This is a genomic window from Streptomyces sp. NPDC001493 (assembly GCF_053597235.1).
In genome coordinates, this window is the sequence record NZ_JBSFHV010000009.1 from 188,356 (window position 1) to 202,824 (window position 14,469).

The 14,469-nt window shown below is 72.2% G+C and carries 16 protein-coding genes; 9 read left to right on the top strand and 7 right to left on the bottom strand.

The features are described 5' to 3' along the window. Positions 1–22: 22 nt before the first annotated feature. Positions 23–601 (bottom strand): TIGR03086 family metal-binding protein, encoded by a 579-nt coding sequence (locus ACWCWD_RS15780; RefSeq protein WP_450773301.1) that lies wholly within the window; start codon positions 599–601, stop codon positions 23–25. 229 nt (positions 602–830) lie between these two features. Here ACWCWD_RS15780 and ACWCWD_RS15785 point away from each other — a divergent pair, with 229 nt between their 5' ends. Together ACWCWD_RS15785 and ACWCWD_RS15790 are read left to right on the top strand one after the other, a co-directional pair. After that, on the top strand, positions 831–1,262 hold the full coding sequence (locus tag ACWCWD_RS15785) for a DUF2267 domain-containing protein (RefSeq protein WP_450773303.1): 432 nt from the start codon (positions 831–833) through the stop codon (positions 1,260–1,262). A 501-nt stretch (positions 1,263–1,763) separates the two neighbouring features. Then, positions 1,764–3,293: a SulP family inorganic anion transporter gene (locus ACWCWD_RS15790; RefSeq protein ID WP_450773305.1), complete on the top strand. Its 1,530-nt coding sequence runs from the start codon at positions 1,764–1,766 to the stop codon at positions 3,291–3,293. 134 nt (positions 3,294–3,427) lie between these two features. Here the strand turns inward: ACWCWD_RS15790 and msrB are convergent, their stop codons facing one another. The 4 genes from msrB to ACWCWD_RS15810 all read right to left on the bottom strand — a co-directional run bounded on the left by msrB (position 3,428) and on the right by ACWCWD_RS15810 (position 6,777). Then, a complete protein-coding gene (msrB, locus tag ACWCWD_RS15795) occupies positions 3,428–3,832 on the bottom strand; it encodes a peptide-methionine (R)-S-oxide reductase MsrB (RefSeq protein ID WP_450773306.1) in 405 nt (134 codons plus the stop codon). 14 nt (positions 3,833–3,846) lie between these two features. Continuing rightward, positions 3,847–5,265, bottom strand: a complete 1,419-nt coding sequence (gene murC / locus ACWCWD_RS15800; RefSeq protein WP_450773308.1) for a UDP-N-acetylmuramate--L-alanine ligase — start codon at positions 5,263–5,265, stop codon at positions 3,847–3,849. Between the two features lie 59 nt (positions 5,266–5,324). Next, positions 5,325–5,777, bottom strand: coding sequence for an indole-3-glycerol phosphate synthase (locus tag ACWCWD_RS15805; protein ID WP_450773310.1), 453 nt, complete (start codon positions 5,775–5,777; stop codon positions 5,325–5,327). Positions 5,778–5,991: 214 nt separating this feature from the next. Then, positions 5,992–6,777 (bottom strand): pyrimidine reductase family protein, encoded by a 786-nt coding sequence (locus tag ACWCWD_RS15810; RefSeq protein WP_450773311.1) that lies wholly within the window; start codon positions 6,775–6,777, stop codon positions 5,992–5,994. 37 nt (positions 6,778–6,814) lie between these two features. Between ACWCWD_RS15810 and zapE the strand changes: the two genes are divergently transcribed. The 4 genes from zapE (at position 6,815) to ACWCWD_RS15830 (ending at position 11,239) form a co-directional block, all read left to right on the top strand. After that, on the top strand, positions 6,815–7,906 hold the full coding sequence (gene zapE, locus ACWCWD_RS15815; protein WP_450773313.1) for a cell division protein ZapE: 1,092 nt from the start codon (positions 6,815–6,817) through the stop codon (positions 7,904–7,906). A 189-nt stretch (positions 7,907–8,095) separates the two neighbouring features. Next, positions 8,096–8,521 carry an OsmC family protein gene (locus ACWCWD_RS15820; protein ID WP_450773315.1) on the top strand — a complete coding sequence of 142 codons (426 nt, stop codon included), beginning with the start codon at positions 8,096–8,098 and terminating at the stop codon, positions 8,519–8,521. Between the two features lie 226 nt (positions 8,522–8,747). Next, on the top strand, positions 8,748–10,280 hold the full coding sequence (locus ACWCWD_RS15825) for a solute carrier family 23 protein (protein WP_450773316.1): 1,533 nt from the start codon (positions 8,748–8,750) through the stop codon (positions 10,278–10,280). A gap of 71 nt (positions 10,281–10,351) precedes the next feature. Beyond that, a complete protein-coding gene (locus tag ACWCWD_RS15830; protein WP_450773408.1) occupies positions 10,352–11,239 on the top strand; it encodes a polysaccharide deacetylase family protein in 888 nt (295 codons plus the stop codon). 116 nt (positions 11,240–11,355) lie between these two features. Here the strand turns inward: ACWCWD_RS15830 and ACWCWD_RS15835 are convergent, their stop codons facing one another. Together ACWCWD_RS15835 and ACWCWD_RS15840 are read right to left on the bottom strand one after the other, a co-directional pair. After that, the gene (locus ACWCWD_RS15835; RefSeq protein WP_450773317.1) at positions 11,356–11,550 is read right to left on the bottom strand and encodes a hypothetical protein; all 195 of its coding nucleotides are present in this window, start codon (positions 11,548–11,550) and stop codon (positions 11,356–11,358) included. Positions 11,551–11,609: 59 nt separating this feature from the next. Then, positions 11,610–12,287 carry an AIM24 family protein gene (locus tag ACWCWD_RS15840; protein ID WP_450773319.1) on the bottom strand — a complete coding sequence of 226 codons (678 nt, stop codon included), beginning with the start codon at positions 12,285–12,287 and terminating at the stop codon, positions 11,610–11,612. A gap of 131 nt (positions 12,288–12,418) precedes the next feature. On the opposite strand from ACWCWD_RS15840, the gene ACWCWD_RS15845 reads away from it, so the two are divergent. The 3 genes from ACWCWD_RS15845 to ACWCWD_RS15855 all read left to right on the top strand — a co-directional run bounded on the left by ACWCWD_RS15845 (position 12,419) and on the right by ACWCWD_RS15855 (position 14,465). Then, positions 12,419–13,198 (top strand): aminoacyl-tRNA hydrolase, encoded by a 780-nt coding sequence (locus ACWCWD_RS15845; protein WP_450773410.1) that lies wholly within the window; start codon positions 12,419–12,421, stop codon positions 13,196–13,198. A 284-nt stretch (positions 13,199–13,482) separates the two neighbouring features. Then, a complete protein-coding gene (locus ACWCWD_RS15850) occupies positions 13,483–13,842 on the top strand; it encodes a hypothetical protein (protein WP_450773320.1) in 360 nt (119 codons plus the stop codon). A 200-nt stretch (positions 13,843–14,042) separates the two neighbouring features. After that, positions 14,043–14,465: a hypothetical protein gene (locus ACWCWD_RS15855; protein WP_450773322.1), complete on the top strand. Its 423-nt coding sequence runs from the start codon at positions 14,043–14,045 to the stop codon at positions 14,463–14,465. The last annotated feature ends 4 nt before the right edge of the window (positions 14,466–14,469 follow it).

The window sequence follows — 14,469 nt, forward strand, 5'->3', positions numbered from 1 at the left end:
GTCCGGCGAACCCGGTCCGGGTTCAGGCGGACGCCGGGGCGGCCCCGGGATCGCGCCCGAGGAAGCCCACGAACCGGTCCATGGCCGGGGCGTCGTCGGCGACCGGCACGATCTCGCCGAACGCCTTCCCCTCGCCCCGGAACTGCGGCGGGAGCGTGACCCGCGCGCGTTCCAGCACCTGGGCGGCCTCCTCCTCGGTGAAGGGGACCGGCTGCCCGGTGGCGACGGCGAGGTCCCAGCCGTGCCCCAGGTACTCCATCAGCGCCATGTCGAAGACCATCCGGCCGGGCAGTTCGCTCTTCACGACGCGGACCTGGCGGTCGAATCCGTGGGTCCGCCAGCCCGCGACCAGCCCCGCCGCGGCGGCCCGGAACTCACCGGCCGGGTCGTCCCCGCAGACGTGGTCCGCCGGGTCGCCCTCGTACGCGCGGTCCTCGCACCCGGCCTCGAAGACCCGGAGCCAGCCCACGAGGTGGTTGCGCAGCGCCTCCACGTCGTAGGACTCGCAGGTGGTCGGCAGGGAGAGCTGGTCGGACCGGACGCCCTCGACGAGGTCCCCGGTCCTGGACAGAATTCCCGCGAGAAGATCGATGTCGCTCATGGCGGGACTCTACGAGCCCGTGGGGCGGGACCGGGGGCGGCGCCACGGGTGAACCGGCCGACGCCCCGTCAACGGAAGGCCGTGCCGCACTTCGAACCCGCATGTGTGAGGTGGCCGGGCCGGGGTAACGGCTGAACACCAGCCCCGCACCCCGCGCGCACGGCTCCGTACGTTTCTTCTCCGGCGCGGGCGAGAAGGCCACTGCGACGAGAGAGGCGACTGCCGAACGATGCAGAACACGACTGACTCCACCCAGTGCGTTCCGGCCATGTCCTACACCCTGATGCTCGAAAAGGTCCGCTACGACGGCGCGTACCCGACCCGGGAACGGGCCGAAGAAGCGGTACGTCTCGTACTGGGCGGTCTCGGCGGGCAGTTGGCCGGTGACGAGCGGGAGGCCCTGGCGTCCCGGCTCCCGGCGGAGGCCGCCGCCGTCTTCCTCGCCGGCAGACCCGAAACGCCGCTCACCGGACGCGACTTCGTCACCTCGCTCGCCCTGGCGACCGGCGCGGGCACCGCGACCACCCGCTGGGACGCGGGCTCCGTCCTGACCACGGTGGCCCAGCTCGCCGGCCCCGACCAGCTCGCCCGGGTGCTCCGCGCGCTCCCCCAGGGGTACGCGCTCCTCTTCGGCCGCGCGGAGCTTGCCCGCGCCGCCTGACCGGCCCCCCTCCCCCCGGCGGCCCGCCTGGCGGCCGCCCCTCGCGACCCGACGTGACAGCGGCCCCTCGCGGCCCCGCGTGACGGCCGCCACCGTGACGGCAGCGCGCCCCTCGCGGCCAACGCGTGACGGCCGCCACCGAACCCTGCCCCGGCACCGGGGTAGGGTTTTCGGCGTGGTGAAGGTACGCTCCGCGCGCCCGCGCCACCGCACCGGGGCCGATGCCGCCCCCGGTGGAGGTCCGGTCCCGGGAGGTCCCGTGCCGGGGAGAGGCGGGACGGGCGCGAGCCGTGGACCCGCCGCTGCCGGTCCGACCCGAGCCTCTCGCACCCCGGCCCCGGTCCGAACCGATCCCTTCCCGGGTCCGTCCGTTCCCCTCCGCTTCCGGTCCCGGCCACGGGTCCGACCGCGAGGTGCCGTCCCGGCGCTCCGCGCCCCGACGCACGCCCTCGGCCCTGCCCGAACCGGTGGTGTGCCCGAGCACGACAGGTTCACGCTGCCTTGCCCTTCACCGTCCCCCCTGTCCCCGCCGTCTCCGCCGGTTCCCCGGCCGGGCGGCTGCGCGCCCTGAAGCCCGACTGGCTGGGCGACCCGAAGGTCTGGCGCACCGAGGTGCTGGCCGGTCTGGTGGTCGGCCTCGCGCTGATTCCCGAGGCCATCTCGTTCTCGGTCATCGCCGGGGTCGATCCGGCGGTCGGCCTGTTCTCCGCCTTCACCATGGCCGTGGTGATCTCCGTGGTCGGCGGGCGCCGGGCGATGATCTCCGCCGCCACCGGTGCGGTGTCCCTGGTGGTCGCACCGCTCAACCGTGAGCACGGCTTCGGCTACCTGGTCGCCGCCGTGATCCTCGCGGGGGTCTTCCAGATCGTCCTGGGGGCGCTGGGGGTGGCGCGGCTGATGCGGTTCGTGCCGCGCTCGGTGATGGTCGGCTTCGTGAACTCGCTGGCGATCCTGGTCTTCATGGCGCAGGTCCCCGAGATGCGGGACGTGCCCTGGCCGGTCTACCCCCTGATCGTGGCCGGTCTGGCGCTGCTGGTGTTCTTCCCGAAGGTCACCACGGTCGTCCCGGCCCCACTGGTGTCGATCGTGGTCCTCACCGCCTTCACCGTGGCGGCGGGGATCGCGGTGCCGACCGTGGGCGACCGGGGCGAGCTGCCGTCGTCGCTGCCGGTCCCGGGCCTGCCGGACGTACCGTTCACCCTCCACACACTGACGACCGTGGCTCCGTACGCGCTCGCGATGGCGCTGGTCGGCCTGATGGAGTCGCTGATGACGGCGAAGCTGGTCGACGAGATCACGGACACCCGCTCCGACAAGACCCGCGAGTCGGTCGGCCAGGGCATCGCCAACATCGTCACCGGCTTCTTCGGCGGCATGGGCGGCTGCGCGATGATCGGCCAGACGATGATCAACGTGAAGGTGTCCGGGGCACGCACCCGGCTGTCGACCTTCCTCGCCGGCGCGTTCCTGATGGTGCTCTGCATCGTCTTCGGGCCGGTCGTCTCCGAGATCCCGATGGCCGCCCTGGTCGCGGTCATGGCGATGGTCTCGTTCGCCACCTTCGACTGGCACTCCATCGCCCCGAAAACCCTGCGGCGGATGCCCGCCGGGGAGATCGCCGTCATGGTGGTCACCGTGGTGGCCGTCGTCGCCACCCACAACCTCGCCATCGGCGTGGTCGTGGGATCGCTGCTCGCGACGGTGGTCTTCGCCAAGCGGGTGGCCCAGGTCGCGGACGTCACCTCCGTCACCGACCCGGACGGCACCACCGTGGTCCACCGGGTGACCGGGGCGCTCTTCTTCGCCTCGTCCAACGAGCTCGTGGGCCGCTTCGACTACGCGGGCGACCCGGAGCGGGTGGTGATCGACCTGTCCGCCGCGCACGTCTGGGACGCCTCGTCGGTGGCCGCCCTGGACGCGATCACCGCCCGGTACGCCCAGCGGGGCAAGACCGCCCGGATCACCGGGCTGAACGAGCCGAGCGCCCGTCTGCACGAGCGGCTCAGCGGGGAACTCGCCGGGGGGCACTGACCCCCGGGTACGGAGAAGGGCCGGAGCCACGCGGGCTCCGGCCCTTCTCGCGTACGTACCCGGCGACGGGCGCGGACGCAGGAACCGTCAGGCGTCGGAACCGTCAGGCGTCACAACGGTCAGGCCCGGGACCGTCAGGCGTCCGGCGTCAGCTTCAGCGAGATGGAGTTGATGCAGTAGCGCTGGTCGGTCGGGGTCTCGTACCCCTCACCCTCGAAGACGTGGCCGAGGTGGGAACCGCAGCGGGCGCAGCGCACCTCGGTGCGGACCATGCCGTGGCTGGTGTCCGAGATGAGCTCGACCGCGTCGGTGTCCTTCGGGTCGTAGAAGGACGGCCAGCCGCAGTGCGACTCGAACTTCGTGTCGGAGCGGAACAGCTCGGCGCCGCAGGCGCGGCAGGAGTAGACGCCCTCGGTCTTGGTGTCGGTGTACTCGCCCCGGAAGGCCGGCTCGGTACCGGCCTGGCGCAGCACCGCGTACTCGGCCGGGGAGAGCTCTTCCCGCCACTGCTCGTCTGGCTTCTCGATGTCGTACGGCACGGTGGCTCGCTCCCTCACTTCGACAGCTGGTCCAGGATGCGCGGGCCGAGGTCGGTGACGTCGCCCGCTCCCATGGTGAGAACCAGATCACCCGGCTTCGCCATTCCCGCGACGACCCCCGGGACGTCCGCCTTGTCGTGCACGGCGGTGACGTCGGCGCCGGCCGCCCGGGCGGCGTCGATGATCAGCTCGCTGGTGACGCCGGGGACCGGGTCCTCGCGGGCCGGGTAGATGTCCAGCACCACGGACGCGTCGGCGAGGGCGAGGGCCTGGCCCATCTCCGTACCCAGCTCCTGGGTGCGGGAGAAGAGGTGGGGCTGGAAGACGACGAGGATGCGGGCGTCGGCGGCCGCGCCGCGCATGGCCTCCAGGTCGGCGGTCATCTCGGTGGGGTGGTGGGCGTACGAGTCGATGACCTGGACGCCCGCGGCCTCGCCCTTGAGCTGGAGGCGGCGCTTGACCCCGGTGTACGCACCTAGGGCGGAGGCCAGGTTGTGCGCGGGGATGCCGAGGGCGACGCCGGCGGCGAGGGCCGCGACGGCGTTGTGGGCGTAGTGGCGGCCGGGCACGGAGACCGTGAAGGTGAGGAACCTGCCGTTGAGCAGGACCGTGACCTCGCTGGTCAGGCCGCGCGGGGTGACCTTGTGGACGCGCACGTCGGCGGTCTCGGACTCGCCGTAGGTGACGATGTTCAGGTCGGTCAGGTCGGTCAGGCCGGTCCGGGCGCTCTCGCGCAGCCGCCGGGTGAGCTCGACGGCGCCGGGCTGGTCGGCGGCGACGACGAGGGTGCCGCCGGGGGTGATCTTTCCGGCGAACTTCTCGAAGGACTCGTAGATCTCTTCCATCGAGGCGTAGTTCGCGTGGTGGTCGAGTTCGACGTTGAGGACGATCGCGACCTCGGGGTCGTACTTCTGGAAGCTGCGGTCGCTCTCGTCGGCCTCGGCCACGAAGATCTCACCGCCGCCGTGGGCGGCGTTGGTGCCCGGTCCCTCCAGGTCGCCGCCGATGGCGTACGAGGGGTCGAGGTTCAGCGTGGAGAGGGCGACGGCCAGCATCGACGTGGTGGTCGTCTTGCCGTGGGTACCGGCCACGGCGATGGCGCGGGTACCGGTCATCAGCGAGGCGAGCGCGTCGGAGCGGTGCACCACCGGGACGGAGAGCTCGGCGGCGCGCACCAGTTCCGGGTTGTCGGCGCGGATGGCGCTGGAGACGACCACGCAGGTCGCGTCGGAGGCCAGGTGGGCCGCGGCGTGACCGATGTGGACGGTCGCCCCCAGCGCGCGCAGCGCCTCGGCGGTGCCGGACTCCTTGGCGTCGCTGCCCGCCACCTCGGCGCCCCGCTGGGCGAGGATCTTCGCGATGCCCGACATTCCGGCGCCGCCGATGCCGATGAAGTGCGGCCGTTCCATGGCGGCAGGAATACCGGGTGCCATGCGTGTTCTCTCCCTGAAGTCGGTCGTGGTGCCGGGTCGGCCCGGCACCGGTGCCCAGCCTATTCGCTGTGCGCGAAGAGCTTGAGCACCGGGACGCCGACCTTGTGGCGGGCGCGGGAGGCCCAGTCGCGGTGGAAGAACTCCTCCACGTAGTGCGGGGCGGTCAGCACGATGACCTCGTCGGCCTCAGCGTCGTCCACCACGGTCTTGAGGGTGTCCAGCGGGTGGTCCTCCACGACCTGGCCGACCGCTTCGGAGCCCGCCGCCCGCAGGGTGCGCAGGGAGTGTTCCAGGGCGAGGCGCGCGGGTTCGAGCGCGTCCTTCCCCTCGGGCTCGTCCCCCTCGCGGGCGGCGTCCCGCAGCTCGCCGAGCGCCACGTCGTCGATCGCGCGGAGCAGGACGTCGGCCTGGTCGCCGCGCGGCTGCATGAGCACGATGAACGAGATCCGCTCGTCGCCGTGGAGGGTCGTGACGAAGTCGACGTCCTCGGGGGTGAGCGGCTTCTCGATCATCAAAACGCTTGTGAACACGACGGGCGCCCTTCCGCTTCTTCATCCGGCCGGCCTCGTGGGGGGCGGCTGCTGAAACCATCCTTCCCCGTGATCGCACGGAGATTGCAGAGTTAAGTGTGCCCAGCGGAAGCCAAGCGGAACGGGAAATTCCGTTAAGAGTCGGCCGGAGTCTCACTCGATCCCCCGGACCGCCGAAGCCTGCTCTCCTACGGCCTCAGGGGCGGCGGTACCGGGTGAAGAGGAACCCGTCCTCCTCCAGCAGCCCCGCCAGGGCGAAGCGTTCCGGGACCGGTACGGACGGGCCGCCCGCGATCCGCTGCGCCTCGCCCGCCGTCAGCACCGGCGAGACGGTCAGGCAGAGCTCGTCGAGCACCCCCGCCGCGACGAACTGGCCCAGCAGGCGGGGCCCGCCCTCCGTGAGCTGCCTGGTCAGGCCGAGGTCGGCCAGTTCCCGGACGGCTCGCGCGGGGTCGACCCGGGTGCCCTCACCGGCGACCACCACGCGAGCCCCCGCCTTCCGGGCCGCGGCGACCCGGTCGGCCGGTGCGGCCGACCCGGTGAGCACCAGCGTCGGGACCAGCGGCTCGGTGTAGAGCGGAGCCGAGAAGTCCAGGTCGAGGCTTCCGCTGACCACGGCGACGGCGGGCGCGGGCGACTGCCCGGCCGCCGCCCGCCGCGCGGCGAACACCTCACGCGCGCGGGCGGGCCGGTATCCCTCCGTACGTACCGTCTCGGCGCCGGCGATCACGACGTCGGCGAGGCCCCGCAGGGTGCCGAAGATCCGCATGTCGGAGGGGGACGAGATGGCCTGCGAGCGGCCGTCGTGCTGGGCGGCGCCGTCCAGGGTGGTGACCATGTTGGCGCGCAGCCAGGGCCCCGGGCCGGCCGGGTAGGCGTACGCCTCGGCCAGCTCGTCGAAACTCCACTCGCGGTCCTCGGCGCCGGCCGGGGCGGGGGCGGCGGTGACTGTCAGGTCCGTCACAGGGAACAGGCTTCGCATGTCAGGCAGTGTGGCACGGCCCTTAAGGTTGACAGTTGTGTCGTCCTCCACCACCGCTCCGGGGGAAAACTCCCTCACCGGCGCGGCTCCGCTGTCCTTGTGCGCCCGCCGGCCGCACGTCCCCGCCGATCGCCTGGTCGCCGAGATGGTGCCGCCGCCGCGCTTCGATTCGGTGCGTTTCGCGACGTACGTCCCCGATCCGACCCAGCCGAGCCAGAGCGAGGCCGTCACGGTCCTCAGCTCCTTCGCCGCCGGTCTCGGCGGGGCGTACGCGTCGGGCGAGGGCAGGCGGCGGTGGTTCGCGAAGAAGCCCGCCGCTCCGGCCGGTCCGCGCGGGGTCTACCTCGACGGCGGGTACGGCGTCGGCAAGACCCATCTGCTCGCCTCCCTCTGGCACGCCACCCCCGCCGAACCGGCGCTGAAGGCGTTCGGCACGTTCGTGGAACTGACGAACCTCGTCGGCGCGCTGGGTTTCCAGCAGACCGTGAAGACCCTGAGCGGGCACCGGCTGCTCTGCATCGACGAGTTCGAGCTCGACGACCCGGGCGACACCGTACTGGTCTCTTCGCTGCTCAGCAGGCTGGTGGAGGCGGGCGTCGCGCTGGCGGCGACCTCCAACACGCTGCCGGGCAAGCTCGGTGAGGGCCGGTTCGCCGCCGCCGACTTCCTCCGCGAGATCCAGGGGCTCTCCGCGCACTTCCGTCCGCTGCGGATCGACGGCCAGGACTACCGGCACCGGGGCCTGCCCGAGGCCCCGCCGCCGTTCGACGACGAGCAGGTCACCAGGGCCGCGTACGCCACCGCGGGCGCCGCGCTGGACGACTTCCCCGCGCTCCTCGGCCACCTGGCCGAGGTGCACCCCAGCAGGTACGGGGCCATGACGGACGACGTGAGCGCGGTCTGCCTCACCGGCGTGGTGCCGGTGCCCGACCAGTCGACGGCGCTGCGTCTGGTGGTGCTCGCCGACCGGTTGTACGACCGCGAGATCCCGGTCCTCGCCTCGGGCGTACCGTTCGACCGGCTGTTCAGCGAGGAGATGCTGAACGGCGGGTACCGGAAGAAGTACTTCCGGGCCATATCCCGGCTGACGGCACTGGCCCGGGACGCGAAGGGACTGGTCCGCGGCTGACCGGTCCCGCCGGACGGACGGTGCCCGCCGATCCGACGTGCAATGGTCGGACACGGTCTGATGGCGCAGTAGGTTCGTGGGGGTGACGGCGCGACTCCTCCGGGTGGCCGCGTCGTTCACCGGTTCCGCGGCACATGAGGTGCCGAGGACCCGCGCGACCGCGCACACCGTTTTCCGAAGGGATTCACCATGGCTACCACGCGTCAGGCGCACACGGTCTGGGAAGGCAACCTGCTGGAGGGCAAGGGTGTCGTCACCCTCGACTCGTCCGGTGTCGGCGAGTTCCCCGTCTCCTGGCCCTCGCGCGCCGAGCAGGCCAACGGCAAGACCAGCCCGGAGGAGCTCATCGCCGCCGCGCACTCCAGCTGCTTCTCGATGGCTCTCTCCAACGGTCTGGCCGGCGCGGGCACCCCGCCCACCAGCCTGAACACCAAGGCCGAGGTGACGTTCCAGCCCGGCACCGGCATCACCGGCATCCACCTCACGGTCGAGGGCCAGGTGCCCGGTCTGGACGAGGCGGGCTTCGTCAAGGCCGCCGAGGACGCCAAGGCCAACTGCCCGGTCAGCCAGGCCCTGTCCGGGACGACGATCACCCTGACGGCCACCCTCGCCTGACGTCCCGTCCGGCCCCGGGTCACCGCCTCCCCGGCCTCCGGGGCGGCGGTGGCCCGTCCACCGCGCGGCCTGGCCGGCCGGCCCGTGACGCCCCGCCAGGACCGGCGCCCGCGCCGGAGACCGCCCCCTCCCTCCGTAACACCCGCGTAATCACGCGGCCGCACGCCCTCAAACAACGGCTGGCTCAATGCTCTCCACCGCAGTGGCCTGCACAGGAGGGCATGACATGGACGTATCAGATCCCGCACCGGTTCCGCCGAGGGAAAGGGACGTCCATCCGGTCGACCGGCACCCCTCCCCGGGCAGGCTCGCCGCCTTCGGATTCCAGCACGTGCTCGTCATGTACACCGGCTGCGTGACCGTGCCGCTGGTCTTCGGCGGCGCCGCCGGGCTCGACATCTCGACCATCGGCCTGCTGATCAACGCGGACCTGCTGGTCGCCGGGGTGATCACGTTGATCCAGTCCCTCGGCATAGGCAAGGTACTCGGCGTGCGGCTGCCGGTCGTCACGGGCGCCACGTTCGCGTCGGTGACACCGATGATCCTGATCCAGGGCGAGTACGGCATGCGGGCCGTGTACGGATCGATGCTGGCGGCCGGGCTCTTCGGGCTGCTGATGGCCGTACCGTTCGCGCGGCTGGTCCGCTACTTCCCGCCCCTCGTCAGCGGCGTGGTCATCACCGTCATCGGCCTCTCGCTGATCGGCGTGGCCGCCGGGCTGATCACCGGCAACGACCCGGAGGCCGCCGACTACGCGTCCGGCACCCGGCTCGGGCTGGCCGCCGGGGTGGTCGTCTTCATCGTGCTCTTCAGCCGCTTCGTCAAGGGGTTCGCCGGGCAGCTGGGCATCCTGATCGCCCTGGTCGTCGGCACGGCCGTCGCCGTCCCCCTGGACCTGACCGACTTCTCGGGCGTCCGGGACGCGGACTGGCTGGGGCTGGCGGCCCCCTTCCACTTCGGCTCCCCCGAGTTCCCGGTGTCCGCCGTGGTCTCGATGTGCGTGGTGATGCTGGTGATCTTCACCGAGTCGACCGCCACCATGCTGGCGGTGGGCGAGGCGACCGGACGGCCCCTCACGGACAAGGACCTGGCACGCGGCCTCGCGGCGGACGGGCTGTCGGGCGTACTCGGCGGCGCGATGAACTCCTTCCCGGACACCCTCTTCTCGCAGAACGTCGGGCTCATCCGCCTCACCCGGGTCTCCAGCCGGTACGTCACGGCGGTCGCGGGCTCCATCCTGGTCGCGCTCGGCCTGGTCCCGAGGCTCGGCGAATTCGTCGCCGCGCTGCCCGGCCCCGTGGTGGGGGCCGCCGCCCTGGTGCTGTTCGCCACGGTGACCATGGTCGGCGTGAACACCCTGCGCCGGGTGGATCTGGACCGGGGCCAGAACCTGACGATCGCAGCGGTGGCGCTGGGGATCGGACTGCTGCCGGAGATGTCCGAGGGCATCTACGCGAAGTTCCCGTCCTGGGTCCAGATCGTGTTCGGCAGCGGCATCACGGCGGCCGCGTTCACCGCCTTCCTGCTGAACCTGCTGTTCCACCACACGCCCTGGGGGCGTACGCCGCCCGGGACGGAGGGCACACCGCCCGCACCCGCGGAGGAGGCCGGGCCGATCCCGGAGGGCGCCACGTCGGCCCCGGAGGGCGCCACGTCGGCCCCGGAGGGCGCCACGTCGGCCCCGGAGGGGGTTACGTCGGGCCCGGAGGGGGTTACGTCGGCCGATCGGGGCGCCCCGAGCGCCGCGCAGACCACCTGACCTATATAAATCATATTGTCCGATATTTTCCGTGCGTGAATACCTCACCACGGAAAGTCTCAGCACGGAAGATCTCGCCTCCGGCCGCCCTTGCCTGCCTCACCGGCCTGGCTGTTCTGAGTGGGGTGCTCGCCGGATGCGGCAGTCCCGGCGGGCACCCCACCCCCGCGCGGCCACAGCACGGCGCCGCCCCCTCCGCGTCCGCGAGCCCGGCCCCGCCCGCCGGGCCGCCCACCCTCGCGCCGGGCCCCGAGGGCCGCACCCCGGTCTTCGAACGCCGGCCGGAGAAACGGTCCCTGACGGGCGAGAAGGTCGTGGCCCTCACCTTCGACGCCGACATGACGGCCGACGAAGGAGACCGGGCGGCGGCGGGCGAATCGTTCGACAACCCGCCGCTGATCTCGCTGCTGCGCCGCCTCAAGGTCGAGTCGACCGTCTTCATGACCGGCCGCTGGGCGGAGGAGTACCCGGAGCAGGCCCGGGCGATCGGTACCGACCCGAACTTCGAGATCGCCAACCACTCCTACAGCCACTACGCGTTCACCTCCCCCTGCTACGGCCTGCCGACCGTGGAGAAGGAGGACATGAAGGGCGAGGTGGAGCGCGCGTTCGCCGCCATCCGCAAGGCGGGGGCGCGCAACGTCGTCCCGTACTTCCGCTTCCCCGGCGGCTGTTACGACGACGAGGCGCTGCGCGCGCTGGCCCCCGAGAAGGTGACGGCGGTCCAGTGGGACGTGGTCGGCGGCGACGCGTTCGCGACCGATTCGGACGCGGTGGCCCAGCAGGTACTGGACGGGGTGACACCCGGCTCGCTGGTGGTCCTCCACTGCACCCGCAGCGCCGCCCCGGCCACGGAGGAGGCGGTACGCCGGATCGTCCCCGAACTCCGGGCGCGCGGCTACCGGTTCGTGAAGGTGTCGGAGCTGATGCGGCCGGCGGCCGGCAGCCCGGGAAGCTGACGGGGCGGAGTACGACCGGCGGGCGGCCGGGTCCGGGTGCTCCCCGGGCCGGGCCGCCCGCGCCTGTCCGGCCTTCCCCCGCCCGTCCGGCCTTCCCCCGCTCGTGCGGCTCCCGGTCAGCCGGAGCAGGCGGTCCGCCCGGCCTCCTGCCAGGCGCAGACCGGGCAGAGGGTGGCGCCCTTCGTCGACTCCGGGTACTCCGTCGGCTTCTGGCAGAGCACGCACGCGGCGTACGGCCCGTCCGCGTCGGCCGGTACGGCGGGCCCGAGGGCGGCGGGTTCGGCGGTCGCGCAGTACGTGTCGTCGTCCATGGTGCCGAGCGTACGACGGCCCCGCACTCCCCCGCCACGGCCCTCGGAGGCCGCCCCGCTCAGCTGGACGAGGTCTTCTCCGGCTTCAGCTCGCTCGGGCGCACGATGACGAAGCCCTCGCCGTCCAGGCGGAGCTGGACCGCCTCGCCGGAGCCGCCCCGCACCATCGAGCCGAAGCTCTGGGAGCGGTGCAGCGAGGTGGTGAGCCGGGCGCTCCAGCCGACGACCGCGTCCGTGTCGACGCAGACCGGCGCCTGGGGCGTGACGGGTATCACGATCGGGTGGCCGTCGCAGATCAGGCCCAGTTTCCCGTGGCCGCTGAAGACGCTGTTGAAGAGGCCCCCGCCGGTCATCCCGGCGCCCTTCACCGTCTTGATCTCGTACGCGAGCGTGGAGTCGAAGCAGAGGACGTTACGGCCGTTGACGGTGAGCACGTCGCCCTGCTCGATCTCGACGATGAAACAGTTCTGCGCCTCGTGCGCGAACCACGCCTCGCCCTGCCCCCGGACCGCCATCAGCGGCAGCCCCTCGCCGGTGACGGCCCGCTTGAGCATGCCGCCTATCCCCTGGCCCTTCCGCTCGAACTGCAGGTTGCCGCGGAAAGCGATCATCGATCCCTGCCGGGCGTGCATCTCCCCGTCGACCGCGTACTTGACCGACTTGGCGTTCTGCAGCGTCATGCCGGGGACGGTGGCCTGCTGGGCCATGTGCTCACTGGAAAACAGATCGCTCTTCATGCGCCGCATCCTCGCGGGGAACGGCCCGCGAAGCCAAGGGGCCCACCGCCCGGACGGGATACCGGCCTGTCCGAGGCGCCTGGCAGACTGGTTCCGTGAGCAGCGACGACATCCCCGCGACGGCCCCGGCCGTGACCTCCCCGGCTACCCCGGCCGCGTCGGTCTCCCCGGCTTCCCCGGTCGAGCCCGCCGGACCGCTTCCGGCGGACAGCCCGTTCCGGACCGAGCCGACCCCGCGCGACGAAGCGCCGCAGTTCGTGCTGCCGCTCGTGGTGCACATCGAGAAGACCGACCCGCCGGCCCGCACGGACGCGCTCCGGACGGCGGCGCGTGCGGTGCTCACCATCCTGGCCGACGACCGCGCCCTCGGTGAGGGCGAGTGGGCGCAGGCGATGCGGGACTGGCAGGACGCCCGGATACGCAAGGTGGTGCGGCGGGCCCGGGGCGCGGAGTGGCGCAAGGCGTGCACGCTGCCCGGGATCACGGTCACCGGGGACGCCGCCGAGGTGCGCGTCTACCCGCCGGTCCCGCTGGACGGCTGGCCCAAGGAGCTGGCGAAGCTCCAGGTCTCGGGCACGGACCTGGACGACCCCGCGCCGCCGGCCGCACCGGACACCACCGGCCCCGTCCTCTGGCTCAACCCGGAGCTCGACATGTCCGCGGGCAAGACGATGGCGCAGGCCGGTCACGGTGCGCAGCTCGCCTGGTGGGAGCTGACGGACACGGAGCGCAAGGCGTGGCAGGAGGCGGGCTTCCCGCTCTCGGTGGCCACCCCGGACGCGGAGACCTGGCGCCGCCTCACCGTGAGCGGTCTGCCCGTGGTGCGGGACGCCGGTTTCACCGAGATCGCCCCCGGTTCCTGCACGGTGATCGCGGACCACCCGGCGCTCCGGGCACGTACGGCGGGCTGACCGTGGTGCGGGGCGCCGGGATCGCTGCTCCCGGCTGACTGCACTGTCGGGGTGGGTGTGCAGGAGCCGGTCGACGACGACCTGGGCGTCGTGGTCGAGGCGGACCGCTGCGCCCGCCCTTCCCCTCGTCCGTCGTGAACCCGCGTGGGCGGTAGGACATGGTGTCCGGCGGCGGCGAAGCAGGCGTGTTGCCATCGGATCGGCACTCCGCCCGTCACCAGCGGGAGGCCGACATGGTTGTTGTCACTGGGTACGCCGGCCCCTCTCGCGGCATGATGGCCCTCATGGCGCCTATTTCCTCCCGCACCGTCGGGGGTTCCTCGCTCTCCCTGTGGTCGACGGACTCGTTCCTGTCCATCGGCTCCGTCGGGTCCGTGCTGTCCATCGGTTCGGTCGGCAGCGCCCTGTCCGTCGGGTCCATCGGCTCTTCCCTGTCGGTCGGCTCGATCGGCTCTGCCATGTCCCTCGTTTCGCTGGGGTCCATTCAGAGCACCGGAAGTGCGCTGTCCATCCAGGCACGGCGCTCCGTACTGGCCGTCGGCTCTCACCGCGTGATCAGCTCGCGAGGCACGCTCGCACTGCTCGGATCGGGCGTACTCGCCCTTGCCGGCGCGCTTGCCCTGCACACACGCATCAGGCGGTGAACCGGTCCGAGCCATCGATCTCGGTGCCGATGGATCGGCTTTGGTTTCAAGCGGACCGTCGGAGGGCTCGACGGCGCGAGCGTCGGAACCTCGCGGCCGACGCCGTCCCCGTCCCCGTCCCCCGGATCTGTCACAGAGTGGTCACAACAGATGACGGCAGCCGCATATGAGCCGTAACTCCCGTGACATCATGAGGAGTTATGACAGATGAAGAGCGCGGGGGACACAGCTCGATCCGCGTCGCGCTTCTCGGAGACACGGCCGACGACGTCGATGTGGCCGCGCTGAAGAAGTGGCTGGAACGCGAACGCAGCCTGGAGCTCTGGGTCAACGACAACACCATCCGCATCCATGAGCGTCCCAGAGCCGTCGACGCCCGCGACGCGGGCGCGACCATGGGCGCGGGGATGGACATCGTGCTGGTCCTGATCGGCGCTGTGACGCCCGGACTCTTCGAGAGGGTGCTGGCCGCGACCGAGTCCGGGGTCAAGGCCTGGCGGGAGAACCGCCGTTCGGTGGAGCAGGGAACTCCGCCCGTCCCCGAGATCACCCCGCACGCGCCGCCGGACGGCCGCGCGGACGCACCGGACCGCGGCCCCGAGGCGCCGGACAGCGAGGGCTAACCCG

What these genes read in the sequence shown, in the direction of transcription:
- ACWCWD_RS15780 (WP_450773301.1), bottom strand. Translation starts at nt 601, where the DNA reads ATGAGCGACATCGATCTTCTCGCGGGAATTCTGTCCAGGACCGGGGAC.
- ACWCWD_RS15805 (WP_450773310.1), bottom strand. Translation starts at nt 5,777, where the DNA reads ATGATCGAGAAGCCGCTCACCCCCGAGGACGTCGACTTCGTCACGACC.
- ACWCWD_RS15850 (WP_450773320.1), top strand. Translation starts at nt 13,483, where the DNA reads ATGGCGCCTATTTCCTCCCGCACCGTCGGGGGTTCCTCGCTCTCCCTG.
- ACWCWD_RS15855 (WP_450773322.1), top strand. Translation starts at nt 14,043, where the DNA reads ATGACAGATGAAGAGCGCGGGGGACACAGCTCGATCCGCGTCGCGCTT.
- ACWCWD_RS15825 (WP_450773316.1), top strand. Translation starts at nt 8,748, where the DNA reads ATGGACGTATCAGATCCCGCACCGGTTCCGCCGAGGGAAAGGGACGTC.
- ACWCWD_RS15840 (WP_450773319.1), bottom strand. Translation starts at nt 12,287, where the DNA reads ATGAAGAGCGATCTGTTTTCCAGTGAGCACATGGCCCAGCAGGCCACC.
- ACWCWD_RS15835 (WP_450773317.1), bottom strand. Translation starts at nt 11,550, where the DNA reads ATGGACGACGACACGTACTGCGCGACCGCCGAACCCGCCGCCCTCGGG.
- ACWCWD_RS15785 (WP_450773303.1), top strand. Translation starts at nt 831, where the DNA reads ATGCAGAACACGACTGACTCCACCCAGTGCGTTCCGGCCATGTCCTAC.
- ACWCWD_RS15810 (WP_450773311.1), bottom strand. Translation starts at nt 6,777, where the DNA reads ATGCGAAGCCTGTTCCCTGTGACGGACCTGACAGTCACCGCCGCCCCC.
- ACWCWD_RS15820 (WP_450773315.1), top strand. Translation starts at nt 8,096, where the DNA reads ATGGCTACCACGCGTCAGGCGCACACGGTCTGGGAAGGCAACCTGCTG.
- murC (WP_450773308.1), bottom strand. Translation starts at nt 5,265, where the DNA reads ATGGCACCCGGTATTCCTGCCGCCATGGAACGGCCGCACTTCATCGGC.